Raw genomic sequence first — 20,291 nt, forward strand, 5'->3', positions numbered from 1 at the left:
CATGTCCGATACCGCAGCACCATCTAAACCACCCATTCGATTGACCGAATTTGCCCATGGCGGCGGCTGCGGCTGCAAGATTGCGCCGGGCGTGCTGGCTGACATTTTAAAGGGCAGCGGCGGCTTTCCCCTGCCGAAGGAATTGCTGGTCGGTATAGAAACCTCGGATGACGCGGCCGTCTACCAGCTCAACGACGAGCAGGCGCTGATCGCCACGACGGATTTCTTCATGCCCATCGTCGACGACCCGTTCGACTTCGGCCGCATCGCCGCCACCAATGCCATTTCCGACGTGTACGCCATGGGCGGCACGCCCATCATGGCGCTGGCCCTGGTCGGCATGCCGATCAACAAGCTGCCCGTGGAAACCATCGGCCTCATCTTGAAAGGCGGCGAAACCATCTGCGCCCAGGCCGGCATCCCCATCGCGGGCGGCCACACCATCGATTCCGTCGAGCCGATCTATGGCCTGGTCGTGCTGGGCCTCGTGCACCCGTCGCAGGTGAAACGCAACGCGGGCGCGCGCGCCGGCGATAAACTGGTGCTGGGCAAGCCGATCGGCGTGGGCATCTTGTCGGCCGCGCTGAAAAAGAACGCGCTGGACGCGGAGGGCTACGCTTCCTTAATCGACAACACCACCAAATTGAATACCCCGGGCAAGAAACTGGCTCTGCTGGACGGTGTGCATGCGCTGACGGATGTGACGGGCTTCGGCTTGCTGGGCCATACGCTGGAACTGGCGCGCGGCGCCAAGTTGCAGGCGCGCATCGCCATGGCTTCCGTGCCGCTGCTGCCGCAAGTGCAGCAACTGGCGCAAAATGGCAACATCACGGGCGCCTCCGGCCGCAACTGGCAGGGCTACGGCGCGCAAGTGGCGCTGGACGACAGCCTGAGCGCCATCGACAAGGCGATTTTGACGGACCCGCAAACGGCCGGCCCCCTGCTGGTGGCCTGCGCGCCAGAAGCCGTCGAACAAGTGCTGGCGATTTTCCGCGCCGAAGGCTTTGCCGACGCCGTCGTCATCGGCGAGATGCTGGAAGGAAGTACCGGGGTTTCCGTAATCTAATGAATATTTTTTGCAAAGGCAGTCCCATGACCACATTCTCCAACTCATTTTCCAAATTCCCCGCCATCCTGGCCACCGTCGCCGCCACCCTGGCCATCCACAGCGGCCTGGCGCAGGCGCAGCAAGTGTTGCGCGTGTCCGCCATTCCCGATGAAGCGCCGACGGAATTACAGCGCAAGTTCAAGCCGCTGGGCAGCTATCTGGAGAAAAAGCTGGGCATGAAGGTGGAATTCACGCCTGTCACCGATTACGCGGCCTCCGTGGAAGGCTTGATCAATAACAAGCTCGACATGGTCTGGTTCGGCGGTTTTACCTTCGTGCAAGCGAACGTGCGCAGCGGCGGCAAGATCGTCCCGCTGGTACAGCGCGAAGAAGACACGAAGTTCCGCTCCGTGTTTGTGACCACCAGCAAGGACATCAACCAGTTGTCCGACCTGAAAGGCAAGAATTTCACCTTCGGCTCGGAATCGTCGACGTCCGGCCACTTGATGCCGCGCTACTACCTGCTGGCTGCCAAGATCAATCCGGACACGGACATGAAGCGCATCGCGTTTTCCGGCGCGCATGACGCCACCGTGGCGGCAGTGGCCGGCGGCAAGGTCGACGCGGGCACCTTGAACATTTCCGTATGGGAAAAACTGGTGGAAGCGAAAAAGGTCGATCCAAGCAAGGTGCGCGTGTTCTACACGACACCGGGCTACTACGACTACAACTGGAGCGTGCGCGCCGACATGAACCCCGTCGTGCGCAAAAAGCTGACGGACGCCTTCCTGGCGCTGGACCCAGCGACGGCCGAAGGCAAGGAAATCCTCGAACTGCAGCGCGCCACCAAGTTCATCCCGACCAAGGCCGAGAACTACAAGGATATCGAAGCGGCTGCGCGCGATGCGAAGCTGCTGAAGTAACTTGCATCGACGCGTTTTACCGTAGGTCGGATTAGCGGCGAAGCCGCGTAATCCGACACAGGCAATAATGCCAACAATGTTGTCGGATTACGGCCTGCGGCCTAATCCGACCTACCGATTTCTCAAGCATGACATTCCAACTTTACAAGGTCAGCGTCCACCACGCGGGCGCGGCCGGCAATGCGCTGGCCCTGCGCGACCTCGACCTGGACGTGGCCCAGGGTGAGCAGATCGCCCTGATCGGCCCGTCCGGCGCCGGCAAGACCAGCCTGCTGCACACGCTGGCGTGCGCGCTGCGTCCCGAATCCGGCACCTTGGACATCCTGGGCATTTCTCCGTGGAAAATCGGCAGCGCCGAGCGCCATGCCTTGCGCGCGCGCCTGTTCCTGGCGCCGCAAACGCCGCCCTTGCCGCCGCGCCAGCGCGTCGTCAACGCCGTGCTGGCGGGACGCTTGCCGCAATGGAGCTTGTGGACGGCCATCCGGTCACTGCTGGCGCCCGTCGACCCGCGCGCCGCGTGGGTAGCCCTGGGCAAGTTCAACCTGCAGGATAAACTGTATGCGCGTGTCGACCGCCTGTCCGGCGGCGAACGCCAGCGCTGCGGCATGGCCCGCGCGCTGGTGTCCGATGCGGAAGTCTTCCTCGTAGACGAACCCTTGTCCGCGCTCGACCCCACACTCGCTTTGCAGACAATCAATGTGCTGCAGGCCGAAGCGCAGGCGCGCCACGCCACGCTGATCTGCAGCCTGCACCAGGTGGAAATCGCCCGCGCCTGCTTTACGCGCATCGTCGCCCTGCGCGATGGCAAGATCGTCTTCGACCTGCCTGGCGCCCAGGTCAGCGACGCCATGATCGCCGAGCTGTACCGCAACAAGGCCGATCCCGCGCCGCAGTTCGAGGCCGTGGAAACGAATCTGGATGCCGCGAGGCCCCTTTGCTGAAGAGCACCGCCATCCCCCGCGACCCCGCCTGGCGCGGCCGCCTGACCGGCGCCGCCATCGTGCTGCTGGTGCTGTGGCCGATGCTGGTGCAGGCCGAATTCAAGCCGTGGATCTTATGGGATGCGCAAAGCCTGGCGGCCACCTGGCAGTTCCTTGCCAGCTTCGTCCCGCCCGCCCACTCGCTGGAATTCCTGCAACTGGTGGCCATTTCCAGTTGGGAAACCATCGCCATGGCCACGGCCGGCATGGCGCTGGCCATGCTGGGCGCCATCCCGCTGACCCTGCTGGTGACGGAGTGCCTGTCGGTCTCGCGCATCGGCAGCGGCCAGGTGTCGCCCCTGGCCGCCGGCGTGCGCCACGCAGTCCGTGCGCTGCTGGTGCTGCTGCGCAGCGTGCCGGAACTGGTCTGGGCCTTGTTGCTGGTGCGCATAGTCGGCTTGGGACCGACGGCGGGCGTCATCGCCATTGCCCTCACCTATTGCGGCATGCTGGGCAAGGTGTACGCGGAAATCCTCGAATCGTCGGATGCGTCCGCCTGCAACGCCCTGCTTCACAATGGCAGCGGCAGATTGAAGGCCTTGCTGTACGGCGCCTTGCCCGAATCGGCCGCCGAACTGGTGTCGTACACGATTTACCGCTGGGAATGCGCGATCCGCGGCTCCGTCGTCATGGGATTTGTCGGCGCAGGCGGCCTGGGCCAGCGTATGGATGAATCGATGAAGATGATGGCGGGCAGCGAACTGGCCACCATGCTGATGGTCTTCGTGCTGCTGGTGGCGGGCGCCGACGCTGTGTCCGCCATGCTGCGCCGGAGACTGGCATGAAGCATCAGCATTTCGCCGCGATGCCCGCGCCTGCTCCCGTGCGCTGGTCGACCTGGGCCTTGCTGGCTGGTTTATTGCTGCTGGTCATTGCCAGCTTCGCCACCCTGCCCCTGAAATGGGGCGAGTTCTTCAGCGCCGACGCCGTGCGCACGAGCGCCGACTTCCTGCACGGTTTCGCCCCACCCGAACTGGCCAGCCCCTTCCTGATGAAAGTCGGTGTGGCCACGTTCGAGACCCTGGCCATGTCGGCCATCGGCACGGTGATCGCGGCAGTCTTGGGCGCATTGCTGGCCCTGCCCGCCAGCGGGCGTTTCGGCAATGTGGCGCGCAACGCGACGCGTGGCGTGTTGAATGTGCTGCGCTCGATCCCGGAACTGGTGTGGGCGTCGATCCTGCTGATTGCCGCCGGCCTGGGCCCGTTCGCCGGCACCCTGGCGCTGGCCCTGCACACGGTGGGCGTGCTGGGCCGCTTGTTTGCCGACGCCTTCGAGAATTGCCCGCCCCTGCCGGCGGCCACCTTGCGCATCAATGGCGCGCGCCCCGCCGTGGCCTTCCTGTACGCGACCTTGCCGCAATGCAGCCCGCAAATGATGTCCTACACCTTGTACCGTTGGGAAAACAATATCCGCGCCGCCGCCATCCTCGGCGTCGTCGGTGCGGGCGGCCTGGGGCAAATGCTGAAATACCATCTGTCGCTGTTCCAGATGCAGAACGCCGCCACCGTCATCATCGCCATGCTGCTGATGGTGGCCGCCGTCGATGGCCTCAGCTACCTGCTGCGCCGCGCCATGACCCGTTAAATTTTTCTTTTCACAAGGAACGCCCATGTCAGGCTGGTGGACCATTATCTCGACAGAAACGCCGGAGCAGATGGCCGATATGACGAAAGTCAACAAGGAAGCGTTTCTCGCCACCTGGGAAGCAGGCCTGTTCGGCGCCGACTGGATCGCGCAATTGTGCGCACAAGGCAAGGCGACCCAGCTGGCCTTCAACGGCTTTCCCAACCGCTACACGGCCAGGGCGGACGTCATCGCGCCCCTGCTGCAGGCGGGCATCGCCGAGGCGCAGGACGGTGAGTTTCCTCAAGACAAGCCCACGGGCTGGCCCGGCAGCATTACCGTGCACCGGGAACGCGTCGCCGCCTGCGTGCCCGGGCAACTGCTGAGCATCGAAGTGTGGGATCAGTCATGACACAAGCGTTGATCATTCGCAAGGAAACCGCTGCCGACATCGATGCCATCGATCAGGTCACGCGCGAAGCGTTCTTGCACGCCGAACACACGAACCATACGGAACAGTTCATCGTGCACGCGCTGCGTGCTGCGAGCGCCTTGAGCGTCTCGCTGGTGGCCGAACTGGAAGGCACCATCATCGGCCACGCTGCGGCCTCGCCCGTCAGCATCAGCGACGGCACGTCGCGCTGGTATGGATTGGGTCCCGTTTCCGTTAGGCCCGACCACCAGCACCAAGGCGTGGGCAGCCAGCTCATTAGGCAGTTGCTGGACGCATTGCGCCAGCTGGGCGCGGCCGGTTGCGTGGTGCTGGGCAACCCTGCCTATTACGGGCGTTTCGGCTTCCGCGCGGACGCTGCCTTGGTCTTGCCGGGTGTGCCGGCCGAGTATTTCCAGGCGCTGCGTCTGACAAGGGAATTGCCTGCAGGTAGCGTCAGCTATCATCCTGCCTTTGATGCCCAACACTGACACTACATTTCCAGCATGACAAATCAGCATAACAGGGTTCCCCTGCAGATTGAACACCTCGCCTGGTTCAGCCAGCACCTGGGCGGGCGCTTCCGCGCGGCGGGATTGCGCATTCAATTTCATGATAATCAGGAAGCGGGCATCCAATGGAAGGTGGCATGTCCTGAAGAATACCAGGCCGCCATCCTGCAAGGTTTGCGCGAGGGCATGAACGATGCTTTTCCGCAATATCTGGCGAGCAGAAGCGTGTGGATTACGGACGTGCTGGTCGACGACGTCAACTCCTCTCCTGATGCCTTTTACCGCGTGAGCTTGCTGGTGGTAGCCCAGGCCAAGATGCTGCTGGAACTGTCAGGGAGAATATACAACCCGGCATGAGCAAAATAGTGGGAGCGTCTGCAAACGGAGCAGCGACTCTATTAATATTGCCAAATACTTAAACGACTTGGCGACCGTCACGATACGGGCCGAAGCGTACAAGAAGATTTCCGCCTCCACGGCCGCGCCCACCAGTTCAGGAATGTCGCAAACTTGAATCACATCCTCATCCGCCCCACCACCGCCAGTGACTGGCCCGCCCTGAAAGCCACGCGCCTGGCCGCCCTGCTCGACGCCCCCACGGCCTTTGGCGCCAGCCACGCCAGCGCCGCCGCTTTTTCGGACGCCGACTGGCAGCAGCGCGCCGTCAGCACGCCGCAGCGCACGTTTTTCCTCGCCTTCGATGGAGAACAGCCCATCGGCCTCGCCGCGCAAGTCGTGGCCGGCAATGGCGAATGCCATCTGATCGCCATGTGGGTACATCGGGAATATCGGGGCATGGCCGTGGCGCAGGGCCTGGTCGATGCCGTCAAACAATGCGCCGTCGGCAACGGCCACACGCGGCTGGTGCTCGACGTGGCGCCGGAGAACACCCGCGCAGCCGCGTTTTACCAGAAACAGGGGTTTGTCTTTCTACCGGAATGGGAAGCGCTGGAAAGCCACCCGCATATCCAGGTGCAGAAGATGGAGTGGCTGGCGCCTGCATGAACTCAAGCAATTGGAACAGCCCGAGGATGAACTGTGCTTGACTGGATTTTTGATGCCATCGTCTGGATAGTTCGCCTGTTGCTCTATAACCTGTTAGGAACAGTCATAGAAAAGCTGTTCTATTGGCCGGGCTGGGCAATGCTACGGCTGCTCACGCTAGGCCACTACCCTCCAGCGAGGGGGACGCCTCACAATCACTTTGCCGTCGCGCTGTTTGCTGCGACAGTCATTGCTTCCGGCTTGTTGATGGCATTGACGTAAATACAGTTGCGCGTATGGGGGAAATTCAGCGATTTCATACACTCCGTTCATCCAAATTTGCATTCTGTCTTAAACATCTGCCCTTACCTCTGTTTTTTTCTACACTCACGTTTTCATTGATGAGTAGAAAGATAGGGTATGCGTGCAATCAAACAAGCTGGTCTTCTGCTGTGTTTATGCGCCGCCGCGGTGCAGGCTTACGCTGATACGGATCAAGCCGTGGAGCAAGCGGGCCAGGAGGCGGCGTCCGTCAATGTCAAAGGCATCCGCGACCCGGACTGGAAACCCTACAGCGCCATGCTCAAGGGAGTGAAACGCTTCGAGGAAAAGCACGGCCTGGCGCCTGGCGCCGAATTGCGCTTCATCCTGGAACCGCGCCGTGCCGATGTCGACATGCACGCCATCGCGCTGCGGCTGGAAAGCGACGAAGCGGGTATGGCGATACCGCTGGGAGAGCGCAATATCTTCAGCTTGCCCGTCGAGCCGGGTCCGCTGTATGAGAAGGCCGAGCTGACCGTGAACCGCAAGGCGGGGTCGGTCAGGTGGATACCCTACGTCAGGAGTGCGGCCACCAGCGACACGCTGCGCCGCCTGGGCGACCTGCGGCTGGCGTGCGAAGTGCATTGGGCCATCGACAAGGAAACCTTGCCTTTCGCCATGCGCACGGCAATGAGCGCACTGGGCGGCCCGTGCAATTTCGTGTCGCCAAAGGGAACCTACAGCTTTTCCGAGCCGCGGCACATCACGGCGGCGACGATCAGCTTCAACGGGAAAAGCGCGCCCGTGCCCTTCAGCGGCTCGTCGTTTACGCCGCCGCTGCGGGAGCAGGACTGGAGCGATGACAGCGTGCTCGAATTGACATTCGACAACGATTAGGCCGCGCTGGGGCTATTTGACCCGTTGCTTTTCCAGCTTGCGGGCCAGGGTGCGCCGGTGCATGCCCAACCTTCTCGCCGTTTCCGAGATATTGAAATCCGTCTCGGCCAGCATTTCGTGGATGCGTTCCCATTCCAGGGTCTTGATGTTGGTGGCGCGGTTCGTCAGTTCGATATCGGCGTTGCCGGCCACGTGGCCGAAGGCCGCTTCGATGTCGTCCGTATTCGACGGTTTCGCCAGGTACTGGCAGGCACCCAGCTTGATCGCTTCGACGGCCGTGCCGATGCTGGCGTAACCGGTGAGCACGACGATCAGCATCTCCGGGTCGTGCTGGTGCAGCATTTGCACGCAGGCCAGGCCCGAGGTATTGCCATTGAGTTTTAAGTCGACGACGGCGTAGTCGGGGCAATGCTGCTCGAGCAAGGCGCTCGCTTCATCGAAATTGGTGGCCAGGATGACCTGGTAGCCGCGCCGCTCGAACGAACGGCCCAGGGTGCGGGCAAACGCGGCGTCGTCTTCCACGATCAGTAACAGACGGTCATCCTGCATGGTGGTCGCTTTCTCTTTCCAGTTTGATGGCCGCCAGCGGCAAGGCCAGGTGCACCACCGCCCCGCCCTGCACCCTGTTGCGCGCCGTCACCGTGCCGCCCAGGGTACGCGCGACATTGACCACCAGGAACAGCCCGAGGCCGCCGCCGGGCTTGCCCTTGCTGCTTTGGTAGGGTTTGCCCAGGTGCGTCAGCATCGATGGCTCGAAGCCGGGGCCCGCATCGGTAATGACCAGGTGCAAGGCGTCCGCTTCGCGCGTCGCTTCGAAGCGCAGCCACTCGGGCGACGCTTCCAGCGCATTGTCGAGCACATTGCAGATGGTTTGTTTCAGGGTCGAATCGAAGACGACGGGCACGTCGTGCTCGATGCGGTTATCGTACTCGAAATCCTGGATCGGGCGGCTGGTGCGCCACTCGTCGACCAGGTCGTTGAGGAAGGTATTGATCGTCGTCTTGACGGACGATTCGCCGCGCGCCTCGCCCGCCGACAGCAAGATGCCGCTGACGATGCTCTTGCAGCGCTGCAACTGCGCCTGCATTTCCGTGATTTCTTCCAGCAATTCGCTGTTCTTGCTCAGCTCCGGCATGCGGCGCCAGTCGCCGAGGATGACGGACAGGGTCGCCAGCGGCGTGCCCAGCTCGTGCGCGGCGCCCGAGGCCAGCAGGCCCATGCGGATGATGTGCTCCTCTTCCGCCGCGCGCTGGCGCAGGTCGGCCACCTTGGCGTCGCCGGCGCGCTGGTTGCGGTTGATGCGCGTGATGAACACCACCAGCAAGGCGGCGTTCAAAATGAAGCAGATCAGCAAGCCTTGCACGTACAGGCTGGAAAAACCCCGCTCGGGGTCGATCGGCAGGATCAAGGGGCCGGGCAGCAAGGCCAGGCCGGCCAGGCACAGGCTGGTAATGGCCACCATGATCCACGTCGACCACACTTCCAGCAGGACGGCGCTGAGGATGACTTGCAGCAGATACAGGAAGGCGAACGGGTTGCTGATGCCGCCGCTCAGGTAGAGCTGGGCCGTCAGCACGGTGACGTCGACCAGCAGAGCGAGGAACAGGGCCGTGTTGGAAACGGGCTGTCGTTCGTGCCAGCGCAAGAGGCTGGCCAGATTGAAGGCGATGAGGCAGGACAGCACTTCGAGCATGTAAGGCACGGGCAAGGCGATGCCCAGTCCCACGCCCACGCCGAAGATCGTGCTGATCTGGCCGATCACGGCCAGCCAGCGCAGCTGGATCAGCAGCTTCATGTTCTGGTGGCCGGCCGGATGCTCCATCTCGGCCGCCACCGCACCGCGCTCTAAGACTTCGCGGTTGGGCAGGATCTCAATCCTGCCCGGCATGGTCGCTTTCTTGCGATTGATCAAGGTGCTGTTGGGACAAACCAGCCTTGCGTGCGCGGCGGCGCTTGTCTTCGCGCACGATCCACCACGTGATGCCGGCCACCATCAGGGCCAGCGCAAACCACGTCAAGGCGTAAACCAAATGGTTGTTGTGGAAGGAAATCACGGTCAGGCCGCCGACGGGGGCGTCGCTGGCCGTTTCCGATTTTTCCTTCGCATCGACAAAATATGGCGCCACATTGGTCAGCATGTGCGAGGCGCCGATGGCGGCCACGTCGCGCGAATACCAATGCTGCGTGGCAGGACTGTTTTCGCGCAGGAAACCGCCGCCCGTCTCGCTGATGCGCAGCAAGCCATTGACCTCGACGATGCCGGCCGGCGTGCCGGCGGCGATGCCTTCGCGTTTCGGCACGAAGCCGCGGTTGACCAGCACGGTGCTGCCATCAGCCAGGCGCAATGGCGTGATCAGCCAATAACCGCTGCCCAGTGCCGTCGTTGCCTGCACCAGGGTATTGAAAATGGGGAGATACGTTCCGGAGAGTCGCACATGGCGGTATTCATCCGTTTGCTGCGTGACACTGGCCCAGGCTGCGGGTCCAGGTGCGTCCGTTGCGGGCGCATGTACGCGTTGTTCGACGCGCTCGATCAGGTCAAGCTTCCAGAAGAGGCGCTTGACTTGCCAGGTGCCCAGGGCACAGAAACCGGCAAACAAGATCCCCGCCAGCAAGGCCAGTGCATACCGCACGACCATGCCGCGTGGGCCTGGCGCGGCATCTTGCGATGCGGCGCCAGGGGCGCGCCCGGTGTTGCTTGGGCGCGTATTACTCATCATGGAGCCGTTTTCGTATGCATGTACTCAGGCATCAGATCCGGCATCATGTTGTGGTTCATGTGGTACATGACCCACAGGGAACCGGCCATGGCAATGCCCACGATCATGATGGTGAAGATCAGCGCCATCATGTTCCAGCCGCCTTCGGACTTGGTGTTCATGTGCAGGAAGTACACCATGTGCACGACCACTTGAACAGCCGCGAACGCCAGCAGGACCAGGCCCATGGTGCCCGAGTTGGTGATGGCTTTCGTCATCACCAGCCAGAAAGGAATGGCCGTCAGGATCACCGACAGGATGAAGCCGATGGCATAGCTTTTCAGGCTGCCATGATCGTGATTGTCATGGTGGTGGCTATCGCCGTGTGTGTGGTGGTCGCTCATGGCAGCACTCCCATCAGGTAGACAAAGGTGAAGACGCCGATCCAGATGACGTCCAGGAAGTGCCAGAACAGCGACAGACACATCATGCGACGGCCGTTTTCCGGGGTCAGACCATGCTTGTTCAACTGGAACATCAAGGTCACGAGCCAGATCACGCCGAACGTCACGTGCAAGCCGTGGGTACCGACCAGTGCAAAGAACGACGACAGGAACGCGCTGCGCTGCGGACCGGCGCCTTCGTGGATCAGATGAATGAATTCATACATTTCCAGCGACAGGAAGGCCAGGCCGAACAGGCCCGTGATGCCCAGCCAGACCAGGGTGCTGCGCAATTGCTTGCGCTGCATGGCCAGCATGGCGAAACCGTAGGTGATCGACGACAGCAGCAGCATGGCCGTGTTGACGGCCACCAGCGGCAGGTCGAACAGCGCGGCGCCCGTCGGGCCGTCCGCGTAGCTGCGGCCGACCACGGCGTACGTGGCGAACAGACAGGCGAAGATCAGGCAATCGCTCATCAGGTAGAGCCAGAAACCCAGCAGGCTGCCGTTTTCCGGGTGGTGCTCGCGCACAAAGTAGCTGCGCGTGCTTGGTGCGGCGCCAGCGGCGCCGGTGTTATGGGCGATGGTATCAGACATGGCTGCTCAGCAATTTAGTATAAGCGTCTTCGGTACGGACCACTTCTTCCGCAGGAATGTAGTAATCGCGCTTGTAGTTAAAGGTATGGACGATGATGGTGACCATCATGATCACGAAGCCAATGCTGGCGACGAGCCACATTTGCCAGATCAGGCCAAAACCGACCAGTGCGGACAGTGCGGCGATCACGAAACCAGCCCAGGTGTTCTTCGGCATGTGGATCTTCGTGAAACCGGACGTCGGACGCTGGTAACCGTGTTTCTTCATGTCAGTCCATGCATCGAGTTCGTGCACTTGTGGCGTGAAGGCGAAATTATAGTCTGGCGGTGGCGACGACGTCGACCATTCCAGCGTACGGCCGCCCCATGGGTCGCCGGTCACGTCGCGCAGGGCGTGACGGTTGCGGTAGCTGACATAGAACTGGATCAGCATGGAAGCGATACCCAGTGCGATCGAGACGGCGCCAAACCAGGCGATAATGGTCCAGATTTGCAGCGATGGATCTTCAAAGTGGTTGACACGACGGGTCACGCCCATCAGGCCCAGCACGTACAGCGGCATGAAGGCCAGGTAGAAGCCGACGAACCAGAACCAGAACGAGCACTTGCCCCAGAACGCGTCGAGCTTGTAGCCGAAGGCTTTCGGGTACCAGTAGTTGATCGCAGCGAATACACCGAAGACCACGCCGCCGATAATCACGTTATGGAAGTGGGCGATCAGGAACAGGCTGTTATGCAATACGAAGTCAGCTGGTGGTACGGCCAGCAGCACGCCGGTCATGCCGCCGATGGTGAAGGTGACCATGAAGCCGATCGTCCACAGCATCGGCAGTTCGAAGCGGATACGGCCGCGGTACATGGTAAACAGCCAGTTGAAGATCTTCGCGCCCGTCGGGATCGAAATGATCATCGTCGTGATGCCGAAGAAGGAGTTGACGCTGGCGCCCGAACCCATGGTGAAGAAGTGATGCAGCCATACCAGGTACGACAGGATCATGATGACGCAGGTGGCGTACACCATCGAAGCGTAGCCGAACAGGCGCTTGCTGCTGAACGTGGCGACGACTTCCGAGAACACGCCGAACAGTGGCAGGATCAGGATGTACACCTCTGGGTGGCCCCAGATCCAGATCAGGTTGACGTACATCATGGCGTTGCCGCCCAGTTCCGTCGTGAAGAAGTTAAAGCCTGCAACGCGGTCCAGCGACAGCATGGCCAGCACAGCCGTCAGCACCGGGAAAGCGGCGACGATCAGGATGTTGGTGCACAGTGCGGTCCAGGTGAAGACGGGCATTTTCATCCAGGTCATGCCTGGCGCGCGCATCTTGACGATGGTGGCGATCAGGTTGACACCGGACAATAGCGTCCCGACCCCGGCAATCTGCAAGGACCAGATGTAATAGTCTACCCCCACGTCCGGACTGCCGACGATGCCCGACAGCGGCGGATAGGCCAGCCAGCCCGTACGGGCGAATTCGCCGACGAACAGCGAAGCCATGACCAGGGCGGCGCCCATGGTGGTCATCCAGAAGCTGAAGTTGTTAAGGAATGGGAAAGCCACGTCGCGCGCGCCGATTTGCAGCGGCACCACGTAGTTCATCAGACCAGTCACGAAAGGCATCGCGACGAAGAAGATCATGATCACGCCGTGGGCGGTGAAGATCTGGTCGTAGTGATGCGGTGGCAGGAAGCCGGCATTGTCGCCAAAGGCGACAGCCTGCTGGGTGCGCATCATGAGCGCGTCGGCAAAGCCGCGCAGCAGCATGACGAGGCCCAGGATCATGTACATGATACCGATTTTTTTATGGTCGATACTGGTGATCCAGTCGCGCCACAGGGTACCCCAGACGCGGAAATACGTCAGTGCCGCAACGAGTGCGATACCGCCCAGGGCAACCATGGCAAAGGTCACCAGCAGGATAGGTTCGTGAAATGGAATTGCATCCCAAGTCAGACGGCCGAATATAAGCTTCGTCAGATCAATATGGTCTAGCATTGTTACTCTCAGAGAAAAAAGGGAGGCGCCAGGCAAGCGGCGCCAGTATCTGCAGCGCAATGCGCTGCGGGATTCATGCAGTCGTTACTTGGCTTGAACGCCCTTTTCAACTACTGCATCGCTAGCGACTACTGCCGTTACGGCCGCTACCGGGCTATTTGCCATCGTCAATTTGTATGGCTCGACCGGCGTCACGCACAGGGCGTCGGAAACGATGGTGCGGTTCAGGATTGCCTTGTACAGATCGCTAGGTACGGCGCTGTAGCGGCGGACCGGGTCGCGTTCGCTAGGCTGGGCCAGCGACAGGTAGTCGTCGCGGTTCAGCGCGCCGCCACCGGCACGTGCCGATGCCACCCATTTATCGAAGTCCGCATCATTCACGCCGTGGAACTTGAAGCGCATGCCCGAGAAACCGGCACCGCTGTAGTTGGCGGAGAAGCCCTTGTAGACGCCAGGCTTGTTGATGACGGCATTCAACTGCGTTTCCATGCCCGGCATGGCGTAGATCTGACCTGCCAGTGCGGGGATGAAGAACGAGTTCATGACGGACGACGCGGTGATCTTGAAGCGGATCGGACGATCGACGGGCGCGTACAGTTCATTCACGGAAGCGATGCCTTGCTCCGGATAGATGAACAGCCATTTCCAGTCCAGGGCCACGACTTCGACGATCATCGGCTTGTGGCTGGCAGGAATCGGACGGTTGGCGTCGATACGGCTCAGCGGACGATAAGGATCGAGGGTGTGGGTGCTGATCCAGGTCAGCAGGCCCAGCACGATGATGATCAGCAGGGGCGCGCCCCAGATGATCAGCTCGAGGCGAGTCGAGTGGTCCCAGTCCGGCTCGTATTTGGCCGCGGTGTTGTTTTTTCTATAGCGCCATGCGAAAAGCAGGGTCAGGGCGATTACCGGAACGATAATCAACAGCATCAGCAATGTCGAGATGACAATCAAATTGCCTTGCTGAACTGCGATGTCACCAGACGCATTCAGTACCACCGTATTGCAACCAGCCAACAATGCGAGAGGTAAAAGAAGCAGTCCGCGACGAACTTTTAATGAAAACATACAGGAAAGTCCAGTACAGGGGATGAAGATATGGTACTGTATTCTCACTGGAGCGCGTTGGCAATTGGACGTTTTGTCCTACCCCTTGCTCGGACTTTCACTGCGTAGACGCGGAGTTTTCCTACGGCTACCTGATGAATAGTCCTACTCCGGGCGTGAGACACCCGGAGTAAGTTACGCGTTGGCCGAACTCGAAACTATATTGGAGACGATCATCATGTCCAGCACGCGCATACACAGCGGGGATGTACCCGCCGACTTTTCCCCCCACTCCCTGCGCGACGCACGCGGGGCCGGCACGGTCGAATCGCATATCGACCCTGGTGAGATCGCCGTCGGCGTGATCATCGGCCGCGCTTCCGAATACTTTGACTTCTTTGTCTACGCCATCGCCTCGGTGCTGGTGTTTCCGCGCGTCTTCTTCCCATTTGAAGAACGCCTGGAAGGTACCTTATATGCGTTCCTGATTTTCTCGTTCGCCTTCATCGCCCGTCCCTTCGGCACCGTGATCTTCATGGAGATCCAGCGCCGCATGGGACGCAGCGCCAAGCTGACGATCGCCCTCTTCCTGTTGGGCGTGTCGACGGCCGGCATCGCCTTCCTGCCAACCTATTCGCACCTGGGCTTTGCCGCCATCATCTGGCTGTCCGTGCTGCGCATCGGCCAGGGCGTGGCGCTGGGCGGTTCATGGGATGGCCTGCCATCGCTGCTGGCCCTGAACGCGCCGGAAAACAAGCGCGGCTGGTACGCCATGCTGGGCCAGCTGGGTGCGCCCACCGGCTTCCTGATCGCCGCCGGCCTGTTCTGGTTCATGCTGACCACCCTGACGGATGAAGACTTCCTCGACTGGGGCTGGCGCTATCCGTTCTATGTGGCGTTCGCCATCAACGTGGTGGCCCTGTTTGCCCGTTTGCGCCTGGTGTCGACGAATGAATATGCGCGCCTGCTGGACGAACGCGAACTGCAGCCCGTGAGCGTGTTTGAAATGAGCCGCGGCCAGGGCCGCAACGTGCTGATCGGCGCCCTCGCCGCGCTGGCCAGCTACGCCCTGTTCCACCTGGTGACCGTGTTCCCGCTGTCCTGGATTTCCGTCTACCAGACGCGTTCCGCTTCGGACTTCCTGCAAGTGCAAATGATGGGCGCCGTGCTGGCTGCCATCGGCGTTGTGATTTCCGGCTTGCTGGCCGATAAGGTGGGCCGCCGCACCACCCTGGGCGTGCTGGCCGTGCTGATCGCCATCTTCAGCGCCTTCGTGCCGACCCTAATGGGTGGCGGCAACTTCGGCCAGGACGTCTTCATCCTCGTCGGCTTCAGCCTGCTGGGCTTGTCCTACGGCCAGGCAGCCGGCGCCGTGACGGCCAACTTCCCTGCCCGCTTCCGCTACACGGGCGCGGCATTGACCTCCGACCTGGCCTGGCTGGTCGGCGCCGGCTTCGCCCCGCTGGTGGCACTGGGCCTGTCGGCCAACTTCGGCCTCGCCTATGTCAGCTTCTACCTGCTGTCAGGCGCCGTCGCCTCGCTGGCCGCCCTGAGCCTGAACCGGGCGCTGGAAATCCGCGACTGACATATATATAGAGGCAAACCGGGTGGCAGCGCGCTGCCACCCAGCCCCCTCCAAAAAAACGCCGGCTCCGTCCGGCGTTTTTTCATGCCCCGGCCCGTGTCACTGTATCGCCAGCTGCCGCCCGCCCGTGCCTTCCCTCTTCGGCAAGTCGAGCAGCAACACGCCATTTTCATAGCGGGCCTGCGCGCCGGCCTCGTCCACTTCATGCTGCAGCACGAAGCTACGGTATTGCTGGCCGTACTCGCGTTCACTGCGCACGACCTTGCCTCCGCCGTCGCGCGTCACCCTTTCATTCTTGAGTTCGGCGCTGATGGAGACGCGGTTGCCGTCGATGGAGACCTTGATATCGTCCTTGTTGACGCCTGGAATGTCCGCCTGCACCAGGTAAGCTTGCTCGGTTTCGGCAATGTCGATACGCATGCGTCCATTGCCCACGTCGCGCGCGCGCAAGGCGGGCAACAAAAAGTCGCGCATCATGTCTTCCATGTCGCTGAACGGGTCAAAACGCCCCAAGGGATTGAGCGCATCGCGCTGTATCAAATGATTGGCCATGATGTCCTCCTGCATGGGCTCTGGCTTGCACACGGCGGCCGTCCGCAAGAACGCCACCACCTCCTGCATCTTAGGATGGCAACAGCCAATCTCTTTGATTTGTCTCAATCGTGGCCAACTTGATTTTTCCTTGACTTTCATCCGTGCGCTACCGCGCTTTGCACAGTCTTGCAAGTCGGAAATTGTCCCCAAGGCTGTTATGCTAGCGCACGCTATGCTTGACCACCAGAAAGCTTGCATTTCAATTAAAATTGATTTTTTCGCGACAGCCTTATACGGACATGATGAATACCAAGACCCCGATCGATTCCTTCAGCTTTCGCCGCATCCTCGCCCGCAATGTCACCTTGCCGCTGGTCATCGGGGTCATCACGGCCCTCGTGTTTGTCGCCCTCATCGCTTACCTGCTCTCGGCCCTGCGCTCGGTCGAGCATTCCGAACGGGTGATCGGCAATGCAAATGAAGTCATGAAATTGTCGGTCGACCTGGAAACAGGCATGCGCGGCTACCTGCTGACGGGCGACGAAACGTTTTTGGCGCCATATAAATCGGGCAAGGCGAAGATCGCCGTCGAAATGACCACCCTGCTGGAACTGGTATCCGACAGTCCCATCCAGGTGGACCGCTTGCGCCGCATCCGCGCGCTGCAAGGCCAGTGGCTCGATTACGCCGAAGGCGTGATCGCCCAGCGCCGCAGCAACCAGGAATTCCTCGCGCGCGTGCGCCAGGGAGAAGGCAAGCTGGAATTTGACGAAATCCGCCGCGAATTCCTCGCCTTCCTGTCCATGGAACAGCGGCTGCGCCAGGAACGGGCCGACACGGCCGAAAGCCGCACCATGCTGGCCGTGGTCGTATTCCTCATCCTCAGCCTGGGACTGTCGGGCCTGCTGGCCTATCTGGGACGGCGCGAACTGCTGCGCCTGTCCGATATCTACAACGATGCGCTCGAGCAGCGCGGCAAGGACAACGACGTGCTGCAGGAACAAGCCTGGCTGCGCACGGGGCAGACGGAACTGGCGGCGCATACGAGCGGCCAGCTGGGCTTGCCGCAGCTGGGACGGCACGTGCTGGACTTCCTGGCGCACCGCCTCGACGTGGCCATCGCCACCCTGTACGTCGTCGACGAGGATGGCAGCCTGCGCCGCACGGCCGTGTACGGTTTCAACGACCAGGGCGTGAAGGACAAGCAAGTCTTCAAGCTGGGCGAAGGCCTGGTGGGCGAGACGGCGCGCGAAAAACGCCTCAAGCATATACGGCAAGTGCCCGACGATTACCTGACCGTGACGTCAAGCCTGGGCCGCGGCACGCCGCTGGAACTGGTCTTGACGCCAGTCAACAATGAAGGCGCCGTCAACGGCGTCATCGAACTGGGCTTTACACATCCCGTCAGTGCCCGCGCCAAGGAATGGCTGAACCTGATTGCCGCAAATGTCGGCACCTCGCTGGAAGCGGCCCTGTACCGCCAGCGCCTGCAAAATGTGCTGGAAGAAACGCAGCAACTGAATGAAGAACTGGAAGTGCAGCAGGAAGAACTGCGCACGGCCAATGAAGAGCTGGGCGAGCAGTCGCGCGTGCTGGAACAGTCGCAAGCCCATCTGGAAGAGCAAAAGGCGGCGCTGGAGCAGTCGAACGAGCAGCTGGCCGTGCAGGCGCTGTCGCTGGACCAGAAAAACATGGCCATCGGCGAGGCGCATGCCCAGCTGGAAGCCCGCGCGGAAGAACTGCAGCGGGCCAGCCGCTACAAGTCCGAATTCCTGGCGAACATGTCGCATGAGCTGCGCACGCCGCTGAACAGCTCGCTCATCCTGTCGAAACTGCTGTCGGACAACACCAGCGGCAACTTGACGCCGGAGCAAGTGACTTTTGCGCAAACCATTTATTCGGCCGGCAACGACTTACTCACCCTTATCAACGATATCCTCGACATTTCCAAGGTCGAGGCGGGCAAGCTGGAATTGACGCCGGAAACCGTTCCCTTCGACGAACTGCTCAGCAGCATGAGGATGCTGTTTGGCGCCCAGGCGCAGCAAAAGAAACTGGTTTTTGACGTCAAGGTGGCGCCGGACGCTCCGCCGTCATTCGTCAGCGACCGCCAGCGCCTCGAGCAAATCCTGAAAAACCTGCTGTCGAACGCCATCAAATTCACCGATGCGGGCACGGTATCGCTGCACGTGAGCACCGCTGCGGCCGGCCAGGTGCGCTTCCAGGTGCAAGATACGGGCATCGGCATCGCCGGCGACCAGCAGCACAAGATTTTCGATGCCTTCCACCAGGCCGACGGCACCACCAGCCGCCGCTATGGCGGCACGGGCCTGGGCCTGTCGATTTCGCGCGACCTGGCAGCCTTGCTGGGCGGCAGCATCGAGCTGGCCAGCACGCCAGGCCAGGGCAGCACGTTTACCCTCGTGCTGCCGGCCGCCATGCCGGAACACGCGGTGGTAGCGGCGGCCGTACCCACGGCCGCGCCGCAAGCACCCGCCGCGGCTGCCGCGCCCAAGGCGGCGCCCGCCGCCAAGCCCGTCCCGCTGCCCACCTTCCAGGATGACAGGAATAGCGTGCCGGCTGCCAAGACCGGCCAGCGTTCCGTGCTCGTGATCGAGGATGAGCCGTCGTTTGCCGGCATCCTGTTCGATCTCGCGCATGAAATGCAATACCGCTGCCTGGTGGCGCATGGCGCCGACGAAGGCTTGCGCCTGGCGGAAGAATTCCTGCCCGACGCCATCCTGCTCGACATGGGCCTGCCGGACCGTCCGGGCTTACTGGTCTTGCAGCAGCTCAAGGAAAACCCGCTGACGCGCCACATTCCCGTGCACATCGTCTCCGGCAACGACCAGATCCAGGAAGCCATGCAGCTGGGCGCCATCGGCTACGCCACCAAGCCGCGCACGCGCGAGCAGTTGAAGGAAGTGTTCCGCAAGCTCGAATCGAAATTCACGCAAAAAATGAAGCGCATCCTGCTGGTCGAGGACGACGAACGCCAGCGTGAAAGCGTGGTGCACCTGATCAGCGACGACGACGTGGAAATCACGGCAGTAGCCCTGGGCGAGCAAGCGCTGGAATTGCTGAAAACACAGATTTTCGACTGCATGATCATCGACTTGAAGCTGCCCGATATCCAGGGCAACGAATTGCTCGAACGCATGGAACATGAAGAGCTGTGCTCGTTCCCGCCCGTCATCGTCTACACGGGCCGCAACCTGAGCCGCGAAGAAGAAGCGGACCTGATGAAGTATTCGCGTTCCATCATCATCAAGGGCGCCCGCTCGCCCGAGCGCCTGCTCGACGAAGTCACCCTCTTCCTGCACAAGGTGGAGTCCGAACTGTCGAGCGAGCGCCAGGGCATGCTGCAGCAGGTGCGCAGCCGCGAACGCGTCTTTGAAGGGCGCAAGATTTTGCTGGTGGACGACGACGTGCGCAATATCTTCGCCCTGACGAATGCGCTGGAACAGAAAGGCGTGGTGGTGGAAATCGGCCGCAACGGCTTCGAAGCCATCAGCAAGCTCAACAGCGTGGACGATATCGACCTCGTGTTGATGGATGTCATGATGCCGGGCATGGATGGCCTGGAAGCGACGCGCTTGATACGCGCCGACGGCCGCTACAACAAGCTGCCCATCATCGCCATCACGGCCAAGGCCATGAAGAATGACCAGGAAGAATGCCTGCAGGCGGGCGCATCCGATTACCTGGCCAAGCCGATCGACCTGGACCGCCTGTATTCGCTGCTGCGCGTATGGATGCCGAAGATGGAACGCATGTGATGCAACATCGCCT

The 20,291-nt window shown here is 61.5% G+C and carries 21 protein-coding genes; 13 read left to right on the forward strand and 8 right to left on the reverse strand.

What is annotated here, in order from left to right; translation table 11 throughout:
• The first annotated feature begins 1 nt into the window (after nucleotide 1).
• The 11 genes from selD (at nucleotide 2) to LSO07_RS16010 (ending at nucleotide 7,599) form a co-directional block, all read left to right on the forward strand.
• Nucleotides 2-1,066 (forward strand): selenide, water dikinase SelD, encoded by a 1,065-nt coding sequence (selD, locus tag LSO07_RS15960; protein WP_151095364.1) that lies wholly within the window; start codon nucleotides 2-4, stop codon nucleotides 1,064-1,066.
• 26 nt (nucleotides 1,067-1,092) lie between these two features.
• Nucleotides 1,093-1,971: a putative selenate ABC transporter substrate-binding protein gene (locus LSO07_RS15965; RefSeq protein ID WP_034788498.1), complete on the forward strand. Its 879-nt coding sequence runs from the start codon at nucleotides 1,093-1,095 to the stop codon at nucleotides 1,969-1,971.
• Between the two features lie 128 nt (nucleotides 1,972-2,099).
• On the forward strand, nucleotides 2,100-2,912 hold the full coding sequence (locus LSO07_RS15970) for a phosphonate ABC transporter ATP-binding protein (protein ID WP_151095366.1): 813 nt from the start codon (nucleotides 2,100-2,102) through the stop codon (nucleotides 2,910-2,912).
• On the forward strand, nucleotides 2,906-3,736 hold the full coding sequence (locus LSO07_RS15975; protein ID WP_151095368.1) for a PhnE/PtxC family ABC transporter permease: 831 nt from the start codon (nucleotides 2,906-2,908) through the stop codon (nucleotides 3,734-3,736). Before LSO07_RS15970 ends, LSO07_RS15975 begins: the two co-directional genes overlap by 7 nt.
• A complete protein-coding gene (gene phnE / locus LSO07_RS15980) occupies nucleotides 3,733-4,536 on the forward strand; it encodes a phosphonate ABC transporter, permease protein PhnE (protein ID WP_034788459.1) in 804 nt (267 codons plus the stop codon). The genes LSO07_RS15975 and phnE overlap by 4 nt, the downstream gene beginning before the upstream one ends.
• Before the next feature lie 25 nt (nucleotides 4,537-4,561).
• Entirely contained in the window at nucleotides 4,562-4,927 is a 366-nt protein-coding gene (locus tag LSO07_RS15985) for a hypothetical protein (RefSeq protein ID WP_151095370.1), read from the forward strand.
• Nucleotides 4,924-5,436: a GNAT family N-acetyltransferase gene (locus LSO07_RS15990; RefSeq protein WP_151095372.1), complete on the forward strand. Its 513-nt coding sequence runs from the start codon at nucleotides 4,924-4,926 to the stop codon at nucleotides 5,434-5,436. The genes LSO07_RS15985 and LSO07_RS15990 overlap by 4 nt, the downstream gene beginning before the upstream one ends.
• A gap of 15 nt (nucleotides 5,437-5,451) precedes the next feature.
• Entirely contained in the window at nucleotides 5,452-5,814 is a 363-nt protein-coding gene (locus LSO07_RS15995) for a hypothetical protein (RefSeq protein WP_151095374.1), read from the forward strand.
• Between the two features lie 153 nt (nucleotides 5,815-5,967).
• Nucleotides 5,968-6,462: a GNAT family N-acetyltransferase gene (locus tag LSO07_RS16000; RefSeq protein ID WP_151095376.1), complete on the forward strand. Its 495-nt coding sequence runs from the start codon at nucleotides 5,968-5,970 to the stop codon at nucleotides 6,460-6,462.
• 33 nt (nucleotides 6,463-6,495) lie between these two features.
• Complete coding sequence (locus LSO07_RS16005) at nucleotides 6,496-6,723, forward strand: hypothetical protein (RefSeq protein WP_208672406.1); 228 nt, start codon at nucleotides 6,496-6,498, stop codon at nucleotides 6,721-6,723.
• 138 nt (nucleotides 6,724-6,861) lie between these two features.
• Nucleotides 6,862-7,599, forward strand: coding sequence for a hypothetical protein (locus tag LSO07_RS16010; RefSeq protein WP_151095378.1), 738 nt, complete (start codon nucleotides 6,862-6,864; stop codon nucleotides 7,597-7,599).
• A 12-nt stretch (nucleotides 7,600-7,611) separates the two neighbouring features.
• Here the strand turns inward: LSO07_RS16010 and LSO07_RS16015 are convergent, their stop codons facing one another.
• The 7 genes from LSO07_RS16015 to cyoA form a co-directional block, all read right to left on the reverse strand.
• Complete coding sequence (locus tag LSO07_RS16015) at nucleotides 7,612-8,148, reverse strand: response regulator transcription factor (protein WP_034788474.1); 537 nt, start codon at nucleotides 8,146-8,148, stop codon at nucleotides 7,612-7,614.
• Nucleotides 8,138-9,487, reverse strand: a complete 1,350-nt coding sequence (locus tag LSO07_RS16020; protein WP_034788477.1) for an ATP-binding protein — start codon at nucleotides 9,485-9,487, stop codon at nucleotides 8,138-8,140. Before LSO07_RS16020 ends, LSO07_RS16015 begins: the two co-directional genes overlap by 11 nt.
• On the reverse strand, nucleotides 9,471-10,319 hold the full coding sequence (locus LSO07_RS16025; RefSeq protein WP_151095380.1) for an SURF1 family protein: 849 nt from the start codon (nucleotides 10,317-10,319) through the stop codon (nucleotides 9,471-9,473). The genes LSO07_RS16020 and LSO07_RS16025 overlap by 17 nt, the downstream gene beginning before the upstream one ends.
• A complete protein-coding gene (gene cyoD / locus LSO07_RS16030; RefSeq protein WP_034788483.1) occupies nucleotides 10,316-10,702 on the reverse strand; it encodes a cytochrome o ubiquinol oxidase subunit IV in 387 nt (128 codons plus the stop codon). The genes LSO07_RS16025 and cyoD overlap by 4 nt, the downstream gene beginning before the upstream one ends.
• Nucleotides 10,699-11,337: a cytochrome o ubiquinol oxidase subunit III gene (cyoC, locus tag LSO07_RS16035; RefSeq protein WP_034788486.1), complete on the reverse strand. Its 639-nt coding sequence runs from the start codon at nucleotides 11,335-11,337 to the stop codon at nucleotides 10,699-10,701. The genes cyoD and cyoC overlap by 4 nt, the downstream gene beginning before the upstream one ends.
• Complete coding sequence (gene cyoB / locus LSO07_RS16040) at nucleotides 11,330-13,333, reverse strand: cytochrome o ubiquinol oxidase subunit I (RefSeq protein WP_070253477.1); 2,004 nt, start codon at nucleotides 13,331-13,333, stop codon at nucleotides 11,330-11,332. Before cyoB ends, cyoC begins: the two co-directional genes overlap by 8 nt.
• An 84-nt stretch (nucleotides 13,334-13,417) precedes the next feature.
• Nucleotides 13,418-14,401, reverse strand: a complete 984-nt coding sequence (gene cyoA / locus LSO07_RS16045; RefSeq protein ID WP_071653323.1) for a ubiquinol oxidase subunit II — start codon at nucleotides 14,399-14,401, stop codon at nucleotides 13,418-13,420.
• 217 nt (nucleotides 14,402-14,618) lie between these two features.
• Between cyoA and LSO07_RS16050 the strand changes: the two genes are divergently transcribed.
• Nucleotides 14,619-15,965: an MFS transporter gene (locus LSO07_RS16050; RefSeq protein WP_034784578.1), complete on the forward strand. Its 1,347-nt coding sequence runs from the start codon at nucleotides 14,619-14,621 to the stop codon at nucleotides 15,963-15,965.
• A 99-nt stretch (nucleotides 15,966-16,064) separates the two neighbouring features.
• On the opposite strand, the gene LSO07_RS16055 is transcribed toward LSO07_RS16050, so the two are convergent.
• On the reverse strand, nucleotides 16,065-16,517 hold the full coding sequence (locus LSO07_RS16055) for an Hsp20/alpha crystallin family protein (protein ID WP_151095382.1): 453 nt from the start codon (nucleotides 16,515-16,517) through the stop codon (nucleotides 16,065-16,067).
• A gap of 284 nt (nucleotides 16,518-16,801) precedes the next feature.
• Between LSO07_RS16055 and LSO07_RS16060 the strand changes: the two genes are divergently transcribed.
• Nucleotides 16,802-20,278: a response regulator gene (locus tag LSO07_RS16060; RefSeq protein WP_151095384.1), complete on the forward strand. Its 3,477-nt coding sequence runs from the start codon at nucleotides 16,802-16,804 to the stop codon at nucleotides 20,276-20,278.
• The last annotated feature ends 13 nt before the right edge of the window (nucleotides 20,279-20,291 follow it).

It is taken from the genome of Janthinobacterium sp. PLB04, from assembly GCF_021165895.1.
GTDB classification, from domain to species: Bacteria; Pseudomonadota; Gammaproteobacteria; order Burkholderiales; family Burkholderiaceae_D; genus Janthinobacterium; species Janthinobacterium lividum.